This window comes from Algibacter sp. TI.3.09 (genome assembly GCF_038154905.1).
In the GTDB taxonomy this organism is placed as follows: Bacteria; Bacteroidota; Bacteroidia; order Flavobacteriales; family Flavobacteriaceae; genus Algibacter.
This window is the reverse complement of sequence record NZ_JBAKAN010000001.1, coordinates 485890-506384: the sequence shown is the minus strand read 5'-3', so window position 1 is coordinate 506384 and position 20495 is coordinate 485890. Positions and strand designations below refer to the sequence as shown.

Annotated in this window: 13 protein-coding genes and 2 tRNA genes; 5 read left to right on the top strand and 10 right to left on the bottom strand. The window is 32.7% G+C overall.

Translation table 11 applies throughout. From position 1 onward, the window contains the following. Positions 1–32: 32 nt before the first annotated feature. The 6 genes from V6246_RS01870 to V6246_RS01845 form a co-directional block, all read right to left on the bottom strand. On the bottom strand, positions 33–506 hold the full coding sequence (locus tag V6246_RS01870; RefSeq protein ID WP_341558713.1) for a hypothetical protein: 474 nt from the start codon (positions 504–506) through the stop codon (positions 33–35). A 20-nt stretch (positions 507–526) separates the two neighbouring features. After that, complete coding sequence (locus tag V6246_RS01865) at positions 527–2809, bottom strand: TonB-dependent receptor plug domain-containing protein (protein WP_341558712.1); 2283 nt, start codon at positions 2807–2809, stop codon at positions 527–529. Between the two features lie 40 nt (positions 2810–2849). Then, positions 2850–3389: a YfiR/HmsC family protein gene (locus tag V6246_RS01860; RefSeq protein ID WP_341558711.1), complete on the bottom strand. Its 540-nt coding sequence runs from the start codon at positions 3387–3389 to the stop codon at positions 2850–2852. Positions 3390–4311: 922 nt separating this feature from the next. After that, a tRNA-Pro gene (locus V6246_RS01855) sits at positions 4312–4386 on the bottom strand. Positions 4387–4420: 34 nt separating this feature from the next. Continuing rightward, positions 4421–4509 (bottom strand) — tRNA-Ser (locus tag V6246_RS01850). 99 nt (positions 4510–4608) lie between these two features. Continuing rightward, positions 4609–6657, bottom strand: a complete 2049-nt coding sequence (locus tag V6246_RS01845) for an HD family phosphohydrolase (RefSeq protein WP_341558710.1) — start codon at positions 6655–6657, stop codon at positions 4609–4611. Positions 6658–6866: 209 nt separating this feature from the next. Here V6246_RS01845 and V6246_RS01840 point away from each other — a divergent pair, with 209 nt between their 5' ends. Beyond that, entirely contained in the window at positions 6867–8045 is a 1179-nt protein-coding gene (locus V6246_RS01840; protein ID WP_341558709.1) for an acetyl-CoA C-acyltransferase, read from the top strand. Between the two features lie 95 nt (positions 8046–8140). Further along, positions 8141–8890 (top strand): C40 family peptidase, encoded by a 750-nt coding sequence (locus V6246_RS01835; RefSeq protein ID WP_341558708.1) that lies wholly within the window; start codon positions 8141–8143, stop codon positions 8888–8890. 76 nt (positions 8891–8966) lie between these two features. Here the strand turns inward: V6246_RS01835 and V6246_RS01830 are convergent, their stop codons facing one another. Beyond that, positions 8967–10217 carry a tetratricopeptide repeat protein gene (locus V6246_RS01830; RefSeq protein ID WP_341558707.1) on the bottom strand — a complete coding sequence of 417 codons (1251 nt, stop codon included), beginning with the start codon at positions 10215–10217 and terminating at the stop codon, positions 8967–8969. 17 nt (positions 10218–10234) lie between these two features. Then, positions 10235–12808 carry a DNA gyrase subunit A gene (gene gyrA / locus V6246_RS01825; protein ID WP_341558706.1) on the bottom strand — a complete coding sequence of 858 codons (2574 nt, stop codon included), beginning with the start codon at positions 12806–12808 and terminating at the stop codon, positions 10235–10237. Positions 12809–13067: 259 nt separating this feature from the next. Here gyrA and V6246_RS01820 point away from each other — a divergent pair, with 259 nt between their 5' ends. Together V6246_RS01820 and V6246_RS01815 are read left to right on the top strand one after the other, a co-directional pair. Further along, positions 13068–15617, top strand: a complete 2550-nt coding sequence (locus V6246_RS01820; protein ID WP_304404863.1) for an ATP-dependent Clp protease ATP-binding subunit — start codon at positions 13068–13070, stop codon at positions 15615–15617. Between the two features lie 77 nt (positions 15618–15694). Further along, positions 15695–16075, top strand: a complete 381-nt coding sequence (locus tag V6246_RS01815) for a hypothetical protein (protein ID WP_341558705.1) — start codon at positions 15695–15697, stop codon at positions 16073–16075. A gap of 19 nt (positions 16076–16094) precedes the next feature. Here V6246_RS01815 and V6246_RS01810 read toward each other — a convergent pair whose 3' ends face one another. Then, positions 16095–16580 (bottom strand): Lrp/AsnC family transcriptional regulator, encoded by a 486-nt coding sequence (locus tag V6246_RS01810; protein ID WP_159020033.1) that lies wholly within the window; start codon positions 16578–16580, stop codon positions 16095–16097. Between the two features lie 134 nt (positions 16581–16714). Between V6246_RS01810 and metE the strand changes: the two genes are divergently transcribed. Further along, the gene (gene metE, locus V6246_RS01805; RefSeq protein WP_341558704.1) at positions 16715–19018 is read left to right on the top strand and encodes a 5-methyltetrahydropteroyltriglutamate--homocysteine S-methyltransferase; all 2304 of its coding nucleotides are present in this window, start codon (positions 16715–16717) and stop codon (positions 19016–19018) included. A gap of 53 nt (positions 19019–19071) precedes the next feature. Here the strand turns inward: metE and V6246_RS01800 are convergent, their stop codons facing one another. Continuing rightward, positions 19072–20460 carry an MFS transporter gene (locus tag V6246_RS01800; protein ID WP_341558703.1) on the bottom strand — a complete coding sequence of 463 codons (1389 nt, stop codon included), beginning with the start codon at positions 20458–20460 and terminating at the stop codon, positions 19072–19074. Between the last annotated feature and the right edge of the window lie 35 nt (positions 20461–20495).

Sequence of the window (20495 nt, the reverse complement as noted above, 5' to 3'; positions counted from 1 at the left end):
ACTTATCTGGAAGATTATGTTTTAATACTTTCTTATATAAATGTTATTGTAAGCTCGTAATCATCTTCACCAAACGTAGATTCAATAGTACCTACTATTTTTGATGATGATATAGAGACAATATCAATGCTAGAAAAACCCATTTCGCCAACTACAGGATAGACGTAAACAATTGGTTCTCCAAAGGATAAAATGGTATTATCTGAGTTTAAAGACCACGTACTTTCAAATAGAACTTCTCCAGTTGCATCATACTGTTCAAAAGTACCATCAGCATTAAATTTAAATGAATAGTTTCTAGTTTCTTCTGATTCGAGAATCATGATATCGTCTATCTCTACACCTCCATAATTTATAATAGGTGAAAGCATTTTACTTTCTATCTTCCATGTTTTAGAACTCACCATATCACTGGGTGTGTTCGCATCGTTAGAGTCACTAGAACTACAAGAGGTTAAAGAAATAAATAAAGCGATAATAGCAGATAAATAATAATTGTTTTTCATAAAGATTTGAGAGTTTAATTTTAATATTTCCATTGTATGCCTATTAAGAAAAGAGAACCAATGTTGTCTGCAAAACCATATTCACGGTGTTTTCCTAATATGTTTTTTGCTGTAACATTAACAGACATATTTTTATTTAATTGATAGATTGTTTTGGCATTTAAAATCATGTTGGTTCTAATATCCATCTGCACTTTAGCATCATCAATATTATCTACATTTGATATTTGATAATAGTTATAGTTAGCAAATTCATGATCTGCATATATGTAAGCATCTGTATTAAAACTCCACTTTTTATTAGGTTTATAATTTAATGAAAAACCTCCAAAAAAGGATGGTGTCGCTTCTTCGCTCCATTGGGTAGGGTTTGTTCTATTGCTTAAAGTAGTTGTTAAAATATCTCCCTCAGCATTAGGCTCAAATACAATATCAGTCAATTCAATCTCAATATCTTTTCTACCAGCAATATTAGTTTTTTGATAAGTACCGAACACCTTAGCTTGAAAATTATCACTAAAATCATAGTTTAATGTAAATCCTGCTCCAAACTGGTTTGCTTTTAAATCGTAATTTTCGAATATAACAGAACCATCAGCATGTATAGCTAAAATTTCGTCTGGCTCTCCCGCTTCATTTATTTCTTGTGTAGTAACATAATCATAATATGCATTTGGATTTACAAAATTGTCTACTTTTGAATAAAATCCCTCAAAATCTAATGTTAAATTTGTATTCAATTTCGTTCTCCAACCGATTTCAAAACTTGTAATAGTTGGGTATTTTAAATCTTCTTGGCCACTAACTGTAAAATCTACAGGCACATCTAAATTAGTAGCGTTACTCGCATATTTCACAGTTAAATCAGTATTAAGATACGTATCAAAAAAGAAAGGTGATTTACTGGCTCTAGAATAAGCGGCCCTAACTAAATTGTTTTTATTTATTCGATACGTGGATGCTATTTCAAAATTGGTGAAATAATTTTTATTAAACCCAAATTTATCAACTCGAATAGCTCCAATCATTCTAAGTTTAGATATTGGTTTCCATTCTGTTAATACAAAAGTGGAATAAGAAAACGTCTTTTTGGGCTCATCTTTAAATTCGAAGTTAAGCTCATTAAAACTAAACCCGTCATCGTAAGTAAACGGACTATTATATGATAAAAACTTATAATTAACTCCTGGTCTAATACTTACATTTTTAAATTCTTTAAAATACTCTAGATTCCCCTCTATGTTAGTAAACTTATAAGAATTAAACTTGTAATTATTTTCATCTTTTCCGGTGTTAATATTAAACTGTCCGCTAAAGTTATTGTGATTTATTTTTGCGTTAAAGTAATAACTTTCTGACTCTGTTTGAGATAATGGTGTTGCCAAATTTACAAAGCCTGTTCTTTGACTTTGGGATTTTTGTGCACCAACAGCAATATCAAAATTAGAACCTTCTTTAAAATTATGGGTTAAAAATATGTTTCCTCCTACTCTTCTTAAACTGAGATCTTCATTGTAATATGCACCGAGTTCTTCTTGATATTCTAAAAACGTCCAAGATTCATTGTCATTTACATCTTTTACCGGTGATACAAACATGGTTAAACTATCTACAGATGTATAACCTTTCCTTATGAAATCAAAATAATCCATATCAAAACGGTGTCGTTCTGTAAAATTACCCGAGAATGAAAGCTTTGTTTTATCATCCCAATTGTAACCAATATTGACACTAGCATTTTTAGCCTCGTTGGTTCCTATTTGGCTATTAACAGTAATGTTTTTACCTTTTTTATTGGCATGAGAAGTAATAATATTAATTACACCTGTAACAGCATTAGGCCCGTATAAAGCAGACGCAGGCCCTCTAACAACTTCAATTCTTTCAACATCTATTAAATCGACAGGTAAAGTTTCCCAAAAAGTTCCTCCACTAAAATAACTATATACTATTCGGTTATCAATCATCACCAATATAGTCGTATTGTAAGACAATGTTAAATAAACATTTTTTGTAATATCATCATACCCTCTAATATGAATGTCGTAATTACCTGGTGTTATTTCTCTAACAATTAAACCTTGAGACAAGCGCAATGCTTCCGGAATGCTTGTAACTCCAGAATTACTAATTTCCTCTTTACTAATAATAGTTGTAGACAATGGTGTCTCAAATAAATCTTCTGGGTGTTTAGAAGCAGTTACCACAACATCAATATCCAACAACTCTTCAAGAGTCATATCATTATAAACTTTACCTTTTTGCGCGAAAGTTTTGAAGCATAACAAAGATGTTATGATCATAATGAATAAAAGTATTTTTTCCTTAAAATTCATAACTTTGTTATTTAAAAATTTTTCCAATTCTCAATATATCTGAAGAGAACGATTGCCCCTCCATATCTAGAGATGTTAAATTCACTAATATCTTGGGTTTATTGTTTTCAATTCCAAATCCGAGGGAAATTTCACCTTCTTCTACAAACCGAGTTGTAGCAGTTACTGATAAAACCTTATTAATTCTGCATATTTTAGAAAAGCCATTAATGCCTTCCATAAAATAAACAACATTAAATTCTGAAATATTTCTCTCTAAATCTTTTGGAGTAATTGCTTTAACAACCATAGAGCTTCCTAGTCCCTTAATAAATTCGTCCTTATCCAGAACAGTATTATTATTGTAAACAACTAAGATTTTAATTTTGTTATCTTGAGGAATTTGAGGATTATATTTTAAAACCTTAGTTAATAGTGCCGCCTGGATATTTTCGGGCACAGCGATATTTTGTCCAAAACAAATATTGCTCCAACAGAAAAAAATGACAATAAGACTTATCCCCTTAGCTAAATAGCGTATGTTTTTGGAGAACTTTAAGTTAATCATTCGTAGGTTTCATTTTACTTTAAAATATATTTATTCAAAATATATTTTTTTTACATAATACAGTATGATTTTTATCATGTAGCACATATCTGGGACTTTGAAAGATAGCAATCAACAGTATAAGCATGTTAGCTTAATAGAGAAAAATCGTTTTTATAGATAGTTAATTTTACCATCCTTATAATTATCACAGACTTTATTAAATAGTTGTAAAATCAGCTATGCTTCTTAGAAAAAATGATTTGAAACACGAGAGTTAGCTTTTTTTAATAATTAAGCCAGTAATAAATTTTTACTGTGTACGCTCTTCTAAAGATAGAATAGCAAACGGTTTGGTTATAACACTTATATTTAATTTCATTTGGGACAATTTTATTAAGCAATCAAGTAAATCAGGAACAAATTCATAGCCTGACGTAAGAATCGCAACGTTAATTATTTGCTAAAATAAACATTTAATCCGATATAAGTGTTTTTAAACGGTGTTTTAGGCTTATTTATTTTAAAAATAAATAAAAATAAAGTAAATTACTACAAAAAAATTAACGCGGTATTCTCAATATTTATAAAACACTAAAATTAACTCTGTACTAAATATCGCTACTCCCTTATCAAAAACAGCAAAAAACCTTTAGGATAAAAAAAAATGTGCTAGCTAATTATTCAAATTAGTTTTGAAATATTTTAACCAACTACTTTTTAATTGCTCAACTATTTTTCTGAAAAGATTAATTTAAAACAATAGTGCATTTCTTATTATTAATTAGAAAATAAAAAGTGTTCTTGAAAAAATATACAAATGAAGTAAAACATCCCTTTTAATGAAAGGTATCAGGATAAACTATTATGATGGATAGGTATCAAAAAAAACACCGTTAATCAAAAGATTAACGGTGTTTAGTTGTTCCTATTTCTAGGTTAGTCGGGGTGGCAGGATTCGAACCTGCGACCTCCTCGTCCCAAACGAGGCGCGATAACCGGGCTACGCTACACCCCGAATTGGTTATCTATATTTCTTACGAAATATTTTGCGGAGAGACAGGGATTCGAACCCTGGGTCAGTGTTTCCACCAACGACGATTTAGCAAACCGCTCCTTTCGGCCACTCAGGCACCTCTCCAGTAATGTTATATGAACATCGCACTAATATTGTAATGCGGGTGCAAATTTAGGATTTCATCTTAAATCTGACAAACATTTTTTCATTTATTTTTAAAAATTATTCAGGGTATTCAATTCTTAAATGGTAAATGTTTGCTAGCTTGTGTTTTAGCACTTTTTTAATCGACTCAATTTCTTTAAAAGTTATGTTCGCATTTAAGAATTGTCCCTCTTCTATCTGCTTATTTATTATATTTTCCACAAATGCGTCAATTTTTGTCGAGGTTGGCTCCTTTAAACTCTTAGATGCAGCTTCAATACTATCGCACATCATTAAGATTGCCGTTTCTTTACTAAAAGGCTTCGGACCAGGATAGCTAAAATCTAATCGATCTACATCATCATGGTTCTTTTTTTCCTGCATATAAAAGTAATACACCACGCTAGTACCGTGATGTGTTCTAATAAAATCTATAACACGATCTGGCAAATTATTTTTCTTAGCAATTTCTATCCCGTCAATAACGTGATCGGTAATTATTCTCGCACTTTCTTTAGATGATAACTCATCATGCGGATTAATTCCGGTAGATTGATTTTCGGTAAAGTAAGTTGGGCTCTTCATTTTACCAATATCATGATACAAAGCTCCTACCCTAACTAACATGGCGTTTGCTCCAATTTCATTTGCTGAAGATTCAGCCAAATTAGCAACGTTTAACGAATGATGAAACGTTCCGGGTGCCTTATTAGATAATTCTTTTAAAAGCTTAGAATTAGTATCCGAAAGCTCTAACAGAGACACATCGGAAACCAACCCGAAAACTTTCTCGTAAACATAAATTAAAGGCTGCACAAACAATGTTGCTAAACCACAAAGTACAAAGTAGCCGAAAGTTTTCCAGTCTAAAGTTTCAACCGTTCCTTCATGAATTACAAAAAACGCAAAATAAGCTATGAAATAAATAAGCGTAATTTGCCCAACCGAAATAAATAAATTAGCACGTTTGTAAAGCTCTTTTACCGTTAGTATAGTAACTATCCCTGCAATAATTTGCAAAAACATATACTCGTAACTATTTGGTACTACAAAACCTAAAAGCAACACGGTAATAACATGAGAAAACAACCCTAAACGTGCATCGAAAAACGCTTTAAAAACTAAAGGCAGAATACATATTGGCACCACATAAATAAACTTCGAGTTGTAATTTACTACCATAGTGGTTAGAAAGATTAACAAAAATATATTGAAGAATATAAAGGTAACTTTCGTATTATTTTCAAATACACTTAATCTGTATTTCATTAAAAATAATAGAAGCATAAGTAACGCTAAGGCCACCAATAACGTGTATGCAAATAAAATCCAAATGTAACTAGATTTGCTCCAAACCTGCGATTCGTATTCCGATTGTAAAGACTTTAATATTTCATATTTATCGCCCTGAACAACTTCACCCTTAGAAACTATTAAAGTTTGTTTTTCAATGCTCCCTCTAGCATAAACTATCTTATCTAATTCTTCTTGTAAAGCCTTGTCTGTGAAAGATTTATCAAAAGTTAGATTTGGTTCTACTAAGTCGTAAAATAATGAAACAAATTCAGTTTTATTAGAAGACAATTTATGCTTTTTTAAAACTTTTTCAATTACAGAAGTCACTTTATCCAACTTAATTAAATCGAAATAGATGCCCTCTTGCTTCTTTACACGTTCATCTAAAATTACAATTCTTTTTTCTTCGGAAAAACTATAGCTTTCATTTAAAACACCAAAGCTATAAAGCTGAGAAATAATATCAATTCCCGTTTTGTATAATTCACTAGAAGATGTTAAAGAAATAGTGTCGGAAAAATTAGTGGTAAACTCCTTTTTAAATGCCGTTTTTACTTTATTTTCAATACTACTATCAATGGTAAAATACAGAGTTCCATTATTAATAATATCTTCTTTTTCCTTGTTAATTTCACTTTCAGACTTTTTAATAGCAAAATCGAAAGGCGCATACAAATTCTCTGACTGCCAAGGCTTTCCCTTTTCAAAATTATATTTAAATTTACCGCTCTTCGGAAACAAATAAACAATTAAAAACGTAGTACAAATAAATAAGAGAACCTTATATATTAAAGAATGGTTTCGGTATAATTTATTTAAAAAGTCTTTCACAGGTACATTTTCTAACTAAATATAGATAAAAATTTAGTTAATGATTTCATTTTCAAATGTAATAAAATATTAGGCTTACACCACCTTTTATAATGAACACATCTCTGTATATTATTAAAAAAATCGTTATTTTCGCAATGAATTTATTCTATTTCTAATTTTTTGCAATTGGATAAATTATATTCAAAGCTAAACCAAAGTAGATCATTATGAACAAAGAAGTCGTTATCGTTTCTGCAGCAAGAACACCAATTGGTAGTTTTTTAGGAAGTTTATCAACTATTGCTGCTCCAAAATTAGGAGCAATTGCAATAAAAGGTGCTTTAGATAAAATTAATTTAAAGCCCGAATTGGTAGATGAAGTTTTAATGGGTAATGTGGTACAAGCAGGTACCGGACAGGCTCCAGCAAGACAAGCCGCTATATACGCAGGTATACCAAACACGGTGCCTTGTACAACGATAAATAAAGTTTGTGCTTCGGGTATGAAAGCTGTTATGCAAGCCGCTCAAAGTATTGCGCTTGGTGATGCAGATATTATAGTTGCTGGTGGTATGGAAAACATGAGTTTAATACCTCATTATTTACATGCTAGAACGGGAACTAAATTTGGACCAACATCTTTAATAGATGGTTTACAAAAAGATGGTTTAGTAGATCCATATAGTGATGATGCTATGGGTGTATGCGCAGATGCTTGTGCTAATAAGTATGAGTTTTCTCGTGAAGATCAAGATGCTTACGCCATACAATCTTACAAACGTTCTGCAGCCGCTTGGGAAGCAGGGAAATTTGATAACGAAGTTGTGCCTGTAGAAGTACCACAACGTCGTGGTGAACCTTTAGTTTTTTCTAAAGATGAAGAGTTTACTAACGTAAAAACGGATAAAATACCGCAACTTAGACCTGCTTTTAGTAAAGACGGAACAGTTACAGCGGCCAATGCTTCTACCATAAATGATGGTGCCGGAGCTATGGTATTAATGAGTAAAGAGAAAGCAAACGAACTTGGATTAAAAGTTCTAGCGACTATAAAAAGTTATGCAGATGTTGCTCACGAACCAGAATGGTTTACAACAGCACCAGCAAAAGCGCTTCCAAAAGCCTTGAACAAAGCAGGAATGAAATTAGAAGATGTAGATTTCTTTGAATTTAATGAAGCTTTTTCGGTTGTTGGTTTAGCAAACATGAAAATTTTAGGTCTTAACGACAGTAACGTTAATGTAAATGGTGGAGCAGTTTCACTTGGACATCCACTGGGTTGTTCTGGTGTTAGAATACTAATTACATTACTTAATGTACTTGAACAGAACAATGCCAAAATTGGTGCTGCTGCAATTTGCAACGGTGGCGGTGGCGCATCGGCTGTAGTTATTGAACGCCCTTAAAAAAATATATTAGTTAGCTTTAAAAGCTGTTGCCTGTATATTAATTTGAATAAAACAGAGCTTTATTTAAAATATTAAACAACGATAATTGATTAATGCAATACGGAATTTGTAATTTAAGCATTGTACCTCTAAGACTAGAACCATCGGACGCTAGCGAATTAATTTCGCAAGTAATTTATGGTGATTTGTTTAAAGTTTTGGAACAACGTAAAAATTGGAGTAAAATTAGAATTGCCTTTGATACTTACGAAGGTTGGATAGATAATAAGCAATATGTTGAATTAACCGAAGAACAATACAACAATTTAGACAGACAGCCCTTGCAGCTTTCTGGAGATTTGGTTGAATTTATTCAAGATAAAAACGAACAGCTCCACCCTATTGTTTTTGGATCTAGCTTAAACGGAATCTCTATATTAGATCACGACTATGATGGTGGTGTAATTTCTGGAATTCGTCCTAAATCACAAATAATACAAACTGCTTTTACCTACTTAAACGCTCCTTATTTATGGGGAGGAAAAACACCTTTTGGAATAGACTGCTCTGGTTTTACGCAAATGGTTTACAAATTAAACGGGTATAAATTACTTCGTGATGCCTCTCAGCAGGCCACACAAGGTGAAGCTTTAAGTTTTATAGAAGAAAGTGAACCTGGAGATTTGGCCTTTTTTGATAATAGCGAAGGCGCTATTACTCATGTTGGTTTAATTATGGAAGATAATTACATTATACACGCACATGGTAAAGTAAGAATTGATCGCTTAGACCATTCTGGAATTTACAATGTAGATAAAAGAAAACATACACATAAACTACGCGTTATCAAAAAGATTATTTAATATTTTCATTAATTATACCGCATAAAAAAAGGTCGCAATTTGCGACCTTTTTTATTTTATGAAAGTGACTATATAATTATTGAGCCCCTTCTAAAGCTTCAACTTTAGCTTTTAAACCTTTCGCTTTATCAGATTCACCTAAAATATTATAGATGTTCATTAAAGTTTTAGCTGCGCTTAAGTTTTCAGTATCTATTTCTAAAGCTTTCGCTAAAAATGGTACTGCTTCTTTATATAAGTTTTGACGCTCTTCTCTTAACTCATCGTAACGTAAGTCATCTTTTTTAGAACTTCCTAAACCATTCATTTCAGTAATAAGTGGCTCTTCTCTCGCTAATACAAGCGCAGAAATATTAATGTAAGCATTAACATAATTAGGATCTAATTCAATTGCTTTCTCATAATAAGCCTTAGCCTCTACTGGATGATCAGATTGAGATGCAATTACACCTAAGTTATATTGTAACTCTGCATTTTCTGGCTCTAATTCTGTAGCTTTAGTTAAAAGCTCTTGAAACTTTTCAGTGTTACCCATTTTGAAATGAATATTAGCTTCAGAAAGAATTAAGTTTACATCTTCAGGATTTTCATCTCTAGCTTCTTTCATGGCCTCAATAGCCTTTTCATTGTTACCTTCGCTAACATAAATTAATGCTACGTTTTTAACAATTTCTGGTTTTTTAGACTCTGTTACACGTTCACCTGGCTTAATGTGGCTCTTTGCTTTTACGTAAAGATCACGAGTTGCTTTATCAAGAATTTCTTCTTCTCCAGTTTCCTTGTTAATTGCAAAATATTGCTTTTGGATACCTGTATAACCTAAATTTTTAAGTTCTTCATATAATCCTAAAGCTCTATCATACTCTTTTACGTTTACTGCCGTTGCAGCTGCATAATAAAGATAAACAGTATCTTTTTCTTTCACTCTATAAGATTTTTCAAAATACTTAGAAGCATTAGAATAATCTTGCTTTTCGTAAGCAGCATTACCTTTAGTTAAAAATTTGTTAGTAATAGTTTGCTTTAAAGCTGTTACTTCCGATCCGTATGCGCTTTCTGCTTTTGTGAAACTTTCTAATGCAGATGCAATATCCCCATCAGATCCTTTTCCATCTGCATAAAGTGCTTGTCCTAATAAGTAGTAGTATTTTGCTTTAGATTTTTCGTCCATAGCACCTACAAGACCTTCTGCTGTTGTTGCCGCAGCTTTTGCCGTTGCATAATCGCCCGATTTAATAGCTTTTTCTACTGCCTTCAATTCTTTCTTTTGTGCAAATGAAAATGCACCCATTGAAATGGCTAAAGCTATGATTAATTGTTTTTTCATTTTAAGTAATATTAAGTTTAAATTTCAGTGTTATTATCTTCTAAATTATTATCAAGAGTTGTGCCATCTTCAGAAACATCAGTGTTTTCAACACCTTCAACGCCTTCTGCAGAAACTTCACCTTCTTCTCCTTCAAGTACAATCTCCTCATCTTCATGCATTACTTTTGCAACTGCCGCGATAGAATCTTTTCCTTTAAGGTTTATTAATTTAACTCCTTGAGTTGCACGACCCATAACTCTTAAATCGGCTACTGCCAATCTAATTGCTACACCAGATTTGTTGATAATCATTAAATCATCTTCATCCGTTACGTTTTTAATAGACACTAGATTACCTGTTTTTTCTGTAATAGAAATAGTTTTAACACCTTTTCCTCCACGGTTAGTAATTCTATAATCTTCTAAACTAGAACGTTTACCATAACCGTTTTCAGATACTACAAGCACGTTGCTTTCCATATCATCAACAGCAATCATTCCGATAACTTCGTCTGTTTCTTCATCTTGCAAACGAATACCACGAACTCCAGATGCTCCACGACCCATTGGACGCGTTTTAGCTTCTTCGAAACGAATAGCTTTACCAGATTTTAATGCTAACATCACTTGGCTTTCACCAGTAGTAAGTTTAGCTTCTAATAAAACATCATCGTCCTTAATAGTAATAGCATTAATTCCGTTTGTTCTTGGACGAGAATATTGCTCTAAAGAAGTCTTTTTAACCTGACCTTTTTTAGTAGCCATAATTACGTAATGACTATTAATGTATTCTTCATCTTTTAAATCTTGAGTACAGATGAAAGCCATAACTTTATCATCTTGTTCAATATTTACAAGGTTTTGAATAGCACGTCCTTTAGATGTTTTAGATCCTTCTGGGATTTCGTAAACACGCATCCAGAAACATTTTCCTTTTTGAGTGAAGAACAGCATATATTGGTGGTTTGTACCCACAAATAAGTGCTCTAAGAAATCTTCATTTCTTGTTGTAGATGCTTTTTGCCCTACACCTCCTCTATGCTGTGTTTTGTATTCTGTTAAAGAAGTACGTTTAATATAACCTGCATGAGAAATTGTAATAACTACACTCTCGTTAGGGATCATATCTTCGATACTTAAATCGCCACCTGCATACTCGATTACAGAACGACGCTCATCACCGTATTTATCACGAACAACCACTAATTCTTCCTTAATAATATCCATTCTACGCTCTTTACGATCTAAGATATCTTTAAGGTCAATAATAGTTTTCATAATGTCATCATATTCAGCACGCAATTTATCTTGCTCTAAACCTGTTAACTGACGCAAACGCATCTCAACAATAGCTTTCGCTTGAATTTCTGAAAGTTTGAAACGTTCAATTAAGTTATTTCTAGCTTCATCGGCATTATTAGAAGCACGAATAATTTTTATAACTTCATCTATATTATCCGAAGCAATAATTAATCCTTCTAATATATGTGCGCGTTCTTCTGCTTTACGTAACTCATAAGTTGTACGTCTAACAACAACTTCATGTCTATGCTCTACGAAATAATGAATTAACTCCTTTAAGTTTAATAACTGCGGACGTCCATTTACTAATGCAATATTATTTACACTAAAAGAAGACTGTAACGCTGTATATTTAAAAAGTTTATTTAAAACAATATTAGGGATTGCATCACGTTTTAAAACGTAAACGATACGCATACCATTTCTATCAGATTCATCACGAATAAGCGAAATACCTTCTAGTTTTTTATCGTTAACTAAATCGGCAGTTTTTTTAATCATGTCTGCCTTATTGACTTGGTATGGAATTTCGTCAACAATAATACATTCACGACCGTTTACCTCTTCAATATTAGTTTTAGCACGCATAACAATACGTCCACGACCTGTATGGAAAGCTTCCTTTACACCATCGTAACCATATATAGTACCACCTGTTGGAAAATCTGGCGCTTTAATAAGTTGGATCAACTCATCAATTTCAATATCGTTATTTTCGATATATGCAATTGTACCATTTACAACCTCTGTCAAATTGTGAGGCGGCATGTTAGTTGCCATACCTACAGCAATACCCGATGCTCCATTAACTAAAAGACCTGGAATACGCGTTGGTAAAACCGTTGGTTCTTGTAAAGTATCATCAAAGTTTAACTTATGATCTACGGTTTCCTTATCGATATCTGCCAACATGTCTTCAGCAATTTTACGCATACGTGCTTCTGTATAACGCATTGCTGCAGGACTATCACCATCAATCGAACCAAAATTCCCTTGTCCGTCTACAAGCATGTAACGTAAACTCCACTCTTGAGCCATACGTACCATTGCATCGTAAACCGAAGTATCGCCGTGTGGGTGATACTTACCTAAAACTTCCCCAACTATTCTTGCCGACTTTTTATGTGCTGTATTTGCTCTAATACCGAGTTCATGCATACCATAAAGTACACGTCTATGAACTGGTTTTAAACCATCTCTTACATCTGGTAAAGCACGTGACACGATAACTGACATTGAATAATCAATGTAAGCTGATTTCATCTCATCTTCAATATTAATTGGAATAAGTTTTTCTCCTTCTGCCATATATATTTTAATTAAGTTTTATGTAATTTTCAAAACATGCTAATATAACAATTCCAATAGTTATACTAAGGGTTTTATAATCATTTTTTCATGTTTTTTATTAACAATTTTACATCTATTTTTAGTTAATAAGTATGTATTCCAAAATTTTGGATTTATATCCTTTTTTTCGTCAATTAGCATTTTACACACAAAAAAAGGTATAGTTTTTGTCGTTAGTAAAATGTTTTAGTATTTTTAATGCAGAAAGGACACGAATATGGATGATAATTTTTCCCCAAGAGTAAAAGATGTTATTGCTTACAGCAAAGAAGAAGCCTTAAGGTTAGGTCACGATTTTATCGGTACCGAACATCTTATGCTTGGACTTTTGCGTGACGGCAACGGCAAAGCAATAACAATTTTAAACGCTTTAGATATTGATTTAAATCATTTAAGGCGTAAAGTAGAAATATTAAGTCCTGCAAACCCCAATATAGCCGTAGGTTCTAACCAAAAGAAGAACTTACATTTAACAAGGCAAGCAGAACGCGCACTAAAAACCACGTTTTTAGAAGCTAAATTATTTCAGAGCACCTCAATAAATACAGCGCATTTATTGCTTTGTATTTTAAGAAATGAAAATGACCCAACTACAAAACTTTTAAATAAATTAAAGGTTTACTACGACAATGTTAAAGAACAATTTAAAATTATGATAACAAACGATGATAGTTATATAGAACCGAAAGCTGAATTCCCGGATGATGATTCTAACATAGAAGACGAATCTTCAAAAGACAGTATTTTTAATGCACCAACAGGTGCTAAAACCAACAAAAAGTCTAAAACACCAGTTTTAGATAACTTTGGGCGGGACTTAACAGCGATGGCCGAAGAAGGAAAACTAGATCCTGTAGTTGGTCGTGAAGAAGAAATACAACGTGTTTCTCAAGTTTTAAGTAGACGAAAGAAAAACAATCCGTTACTAATTGGAGAACCTGGTGTTGGTAAATCTGCCATTGCCGAAGGTTTAGCGCTTAGAATTGTGAAACGTAAAGTATCGCGAATTCTATTCAATAAACGTGTGGTTACTTTAGATTTAGCCAGCTTAGTTGCTGGAACAAAATACCGCGGACAGTTTGAAGAGCGTATGAAAGCCGTTATGAACGAGCTTGAAAAAAATGATGATGTTATTTTATTTATAGATGAAATCCATACTATAGTTGGAGCTGGTGGAGCTACCGGAAGCTTAGACGCTTCTAATATGTTTAAACCTGCTTTAGCAAGAGGAGAAATACAATGTATTGGTGCAACAACTTTAGATGAGTACAGACAATATATTGAAAAAGATGGTGCCTTAGAGCGTCGTTTTCAAAAGGTAATTGTTGAGCCTACAACGGTAGAACAAACTATTGAAATACTTAACAATATAAAAGGTAAATACGAAGAGCACCATAATGTTGATTATACACCAGAAGCTATTGCAGCCTGTGTAAAATTAACAAATAGATACATGACAGAGCGCTTTTTACCAGACAAAGCTATCGATGCTTTAGATGAAGCGGGCTCTCGCGTACACATTACCAATATTGAAGTTCCTAAACAAATTCTAGAATTAGAAAAGAAACTAGAAGAAGTTAAGGAAACTAAGAATACTGTTGTTAAAAAACAGAAATACGAAGAAGCTGCAAAACTAAGAGATGACGAAAAGCGTCTTGAAAAAGAGCTAGCAGTTGCTCAAGAAAAATGGGAAGAAGATACCAAGCAACATCGTGAAGTGGTAACAGAAGATAATGTTGCCGATGTGGTTTCTATGATGACAGGTGTACCTGTAAACCGTATTGCACAAACAGAAATTAATAAGTTAGCCGAATTGCCAGACCTTATAAAAGGAAAAGTAATTGGTCAAGATAATGCTGTTGCTAAGGTAGTTAAGGCTATTCAAAGAAACCGTGCTGGACTTAAAGATCCAAATAAGCCAATTGGGTCATTTATCTTTTTAGGGCAAACAGGTGTTGGTAAAACGCAGTTAGCAAAAGTATTATCTAGAGAGTTATTCGATTCTGAAGAGTCTTTAATTAGAATAGACATGAGTGAATACATGGAAAAATTCGCTATTTCTAGATTAGTTGGAGCACCTCCGGGATACGTTGGTTATGAGGAAGGCGGGCAACTTACTGAAAAAGTACGTCGTAAACCTTACGCGGTTATTCTTTTAGATGAAATTGAAAAAGCACATCCAGATGTGTTCAATATGCTACTTCAAGTTTTAGATGATGGTTATTTAACCGATTCTTTAGGCCGAAAAATTGATTTTAGAAACACTATTATCATTATGACTTCTAATATTGGAGCTCGCAAATTAAAAGATTTTGGAACAGGAATTGGTTTTGGAACAGCTTCTCAAAAAGCACAAGAAGATGCAAATGCTAAGAGTGTTATTGAAAATGCTTTAAAGAAATCGTTCGCACCAGAATTTTTAAATAGAATTGATGATGTTGTTGTCTTTAATGCTTTAGAAAAAGAAGACATTAATAAAATTATCGATATCGAATTAGAAAAACTTTTAGATCGTATTAAGTTATTAGGTTACAACCTAACTATTACAGAAACGGCTAAAGACTATATTGCCGATAAAGGTTTCGATAAACAATATGGAGCAAGACCTTTAAAAAGAGCTATTCAAAAATATGTTGAAGATGCTTTAGCTGAAGAAATTGTAGCATCACATTTACAAGATGGCGATAACATCAAGATTGATCTTGATGCCAAAACAGAAGAGTTGAGTATTTCAATTATAAAAGCTGAAAAACCAACAGAGTCTTAAAAATTAAATTATAAATTAAAAAAGCTCGAAATTAGTTTTCGAGCTTTTTTTTATTCAAAAAACACCATTTCATATTAATGAATCATCTAGTAAAAACATCTGTTGGAGTGATGCAGGTTTACGAAAACTACGTTATCGGTATTGTTAACGAAGGAGAAACCGTAACCGACTTATCGAATGCCGATCTATTCAAAATAGCAAAAACATATTTCCAAAATAAAAAATTTGTTTACATTTCACACCGCATAAACTCGTATGCCGTAGATCCCGTTATTTATATTCAAGCCTCAAAAATTGAAAACTTAGTAGGTTTTGCCATAGTTTCATCTAAAAAAATAGCACGTATCAATTCTCAAATCGAACAAATATTTTCAAAAAAACCATTGAAAACATTTACAGAAATAAATAATGCTACAGAATGGGCAAACAATGCAGTGCGCGAAGCTGATGAAAAATAGTACAAATTAAAACCCAAACTTAAATAGGTACAGCATAAGAGTTTTTAATTTCGCCCATTACAAAAGTACTCTGTGCACTTCCTATGTTTTTAACACTACCTAAGTGGTTTAGAACAAAATTCTGATACTCCTTCATGTCTTTTACCAGTATTTTAAGTAAAAAATCATAATCTCCCGAGATATTATAACATTCCACAACCTCTTCAAGAGAAACAATATCCTTCACAAATTGATTACCTATAACACGTGTGTGCTCTTTCAAAGTAATATTACAAAACACTGTTAACCCCTTTTGAAGCTTTTCGGCATCTAAAACAGCAACATAGTTTTTAATATAGCCCGCTTTTTCTAATTTTTTTATACGCTCAAAAACAGGAGTCGTAGATAGATTCACTTTAGCTGCTAACTGTTTTGTTGTTAGGTTCGAATTGGCTTGCAACATTCTTAATAAGCGCAAATCTATTTCATCCAACGGTAAAGCAGAATTATTTTCTGGTAAACTCATATTTAACTAGATATAAATAACATTATTCTATTATACCATTCAAAAATAGGTAAATCATCTTAATATTAGCTATAATTTCTTACTTACATGCTGTAATACTAATTTTGAACAGCAATAAAATCTAATATTTAATTATGAAAACTACCCTTTTAGGACACCCAAGAATTGGACGCCAACGTGAATTAAAAAAAGCATGCGAAGCTTTTTGGTCAGGAAAAATTAATCAAATTGAACTACTAAACATTGCCAAAGAAATAAAAAAACAAAATTGGCTACAACAACAAGACTTAGGTGTTGACTTAATTCCGTCGAACGACTTCTCTTTTTACGACCAAGTTTTAGACGCTTGTTTAACTTTTGGTTGTATTCCAAAACGCTATAACAACATTGATAAAAGCAACTATTTAGAGTTGTATTTTGCTATGGCACGTGGACTTCAAAAAGATAATATAGATGTTACTGCCATGGAAATGACAAAATGGTTCGATACTAATTACCATTATATTGTTCCCGAATTTGAAAAAGAACAAACATTTCATTTCTTTTCGAATAAAATTATAGAAGAATACAAAGAAGCTATAGCATTAGGAATAAAAACAAAACCTGTTTTAATTGGTCCGGTTACATTTTTACTTCAAGGAAAAGAAAAAGAACCGGGATTTCATAGGTTAGATTTATTGGATAAATTATTACCCGTTTACTTCGAAGTTATTGAAACACTAGTAAATTTGGGTACAGAATACATACAATTCGATGAACCTTGCTTAGCATTAAACCTTTCTGAAAAAGAACAGCAAGCTATTACAAAAACATACGAACGGATTGCCGAAAAATTCCCGACATTGAAAGTATTTTTAGCTAACTATTTTGATTGTTATGGCGAAAATTTAAATATTGCTTTACAATTACCCGTCGATACTTTGCACTTAGACTTGGTAAGATGCCCTTCGCAATTAAATGATATTTTAGAATCGGAACATTTTAATCCAAAAACAAAACTATCACTAGGTGTTATAGACGGTCGAAATATTTGGAAAAATGATTTTGAAGCTTCAATTAAAACTATAGAAGAAGCGAGTAAAAAATTAGATCCGGAAAACTTATGGATAGCTTCATCTTGCTCCCTACTGCACACACCATACGACCTCGATTTAGAAACCACTCTAAAACCCGAAATAAAACAATGGCTAGCTTTTGCTAAACAAAAAATTGAAGAAATTGTTGCGCTCAAACATTTATTAAAAGCAGATAACGATGGTTATTTACACTTGTTTGAAGAAAATAAATTAGCAAACCTCACCAAGAAAAGCTCAAAACTAATCCATAATGATTCGGTAAAAACGCGAATTTCTAATTTAAAATTATCTGATAGTCATAGAGAAAGCACTTTTTCTACACGTCAAGTTTTACAAAAGCAAGCATTGCACCTCCCGTTATTCCCAACTACAACTATTGGCTCGTTCCCCCAAACCAAAGAAGTTCGTAGCTGGCGTTTAAAATTCAAAAAAGGAACGTTATCTCAGCAAGAATACGACGCTTTAATTGCTAAAGAAATTGAAGACTCTATCCGTTTTCAAGAAGAAATAGGTCTAGATGTTTTGGTTCATGGTGAATTTGAACGTAATGATATGGTTGAATATTTTGGAGAAAAACTAAACGGATTTGCGTTTAGCAGCTACGGTTGGGTACAAAGTTACGGTAGCCGTTGTGTAAAACCACCTATTTTATTTGGCGATGTATCTCGCGAAAACCCAATGACCGTAAAATGGTCTGAATACGCACAGTCTTTAACTGATATTCCTGTAAAAGGCATGCTTACTGGTCCGGTTACTATTTTACAGTGGTCTTTTGTTCGAAACGATCAGCCTAGAGAAGTTACTTGTAACCAAATTGCGCTAGCTATTAGAGATGAAGTTACAGATCTAGAAAAAGCGGGTTTAAAAATTATTCAAATAGACGAACCTGCCATTCGCGAAGGTTTACCATTACGAGAAGAAGAATGGAAGAATTACCTAAATTGGGCTGTAAAAGCGTTTAGAATTTCGGCAAGTGGTGTGCAAAACCAAACTCAAATCCATACACATATGTGTTATTCTGAGTTTAATGATATTATCGCGAGTATTTCTGATATGGATGCCGATGTAATTACTATTGAAACATCACGTTCTGAAATGGAATTACTCGATGTTTTTGTTGATTTTAAATATCCGAATGAAATTGGACCAGGCGTTTATGATATACATTCGCCACGCGTTCCTTCTTTAGAAGAAATTGAAAACTTACTTACAAAAGCTAAAAACGTTTTACCTAAAGAACATATTTGGGTAAACCCAGATTGCGGACTAAAAACTAGAGATTGGCCAGAAACCAAAGATGCTCTAAAAAATTTAGTGACTGCTGCTAAAAATCTAAGATCCCAAACGTTGGAGCTTGTTTAAGCTTCCCCTAATTTGAATAAATAAGACTGTTTTTAGAATGTATTTTTACTATTCTAAGGCAGTCTTTTATTTTCGTCTGGCACTCTAAACAATAAAATAATACCACCTATAAAAAAGACAACAAGCACCAAAATAGCATTTCTCATGGTTCCGGTAATTTGGTCTACGGTAGCAAAAATAACCATACCAATTACAATACCGATTTTCTCAGCAACATCATAAAAACTAAAGTATGATGTAGTATCTTCCGTTTCTGGTAAAAATTTAGAATATGTAGAACGCCCAAGTGATTGCACTCCTCCCATAACCAAGCCAACAATACCAGCTGCAATATAAAACTCCATTGGAGTATGCATCATGTAAGCATAAAAACACAAAAACATCCAAACAAAATTAACTGCGATTAGTGTTTTAATATTTCCGTATTTAGCAGATGCTTTAGATGTTACATAAGCGCCCAGAATGGCAACCAGTTGTATCACCAAAATACTAACAATTAAACCCATTGTTTTTTCACTATCTGTTCCCCAAGAAATTTCTTCTTCTCCAAAATAAACAGCAACCAGCATAATAGTTTGCACAGCCATACTGAATACAAAAAATGCATATAGATAACGCTTCAATCTTAAGTTTTGCTTTAACTCTTTCCAAACTTCTCTTAATTCTTTTAAACCATTAAAGATGACAGCTCGAGTTACTTTGTGTCCAGATTTTGTTCCTTTTGGTAGAAAGTAAAATGAATATTGACTAAATAATGCCCACCAAATTCCAACGGTAATAAAAGATATTTTCATAGCCTTAACCGAAGCTAAGTCTTTAGCCGCATCCATAGCTAACTGAATTTCCGCCTGAGTTCCAGTTTCTAAAATAGATGGGGCTATACTTAAATCAAACCCGAAAAACTGAGGATACATCACCATCAATAAATTAAAAATCAACAACAGTACCGACCCCAAATACCCCATTGAGAATCCTTTAGCACTAACACTATCTTGTTGTTCTGGATATGCAATATCTGGTAAATATGAATTGTAGAAAACCAAACTTCCCCAATAGCCAATTAATCCCATAAAATAGAATAACAAACTCAGGTGAATTTGCTCTAAATTAAACCAATATAATCCAATACAACCTGCGCTACCAACGTAACAGAAAAACTTTAGAAAGTTCTTTTTATTTCCAACATAATCGGCAATTCCGGAGAGTATTGGCGAAGTAATCGCTACTACCAAAAAGGTAAAAGCCGTTACATAAGTAATTAGCGCGGTGCTTTTAAATTCGGTACCAAAAGCTTCTACAGTTTTAACTTCCGAAAGAAATAGTGCCGAATAAAATATCGGGAAAATTGAAGATGCAATAGTTAAAGTATAAACCGAGTTTGCCCAATCGTAAAATGCCCAAGCATTTAATAGTTTTTTACTTCCCTTTTCAAGTTGAATCATATAAAAAATTTGGCTAAATAAAAAAAGCTGCTAAT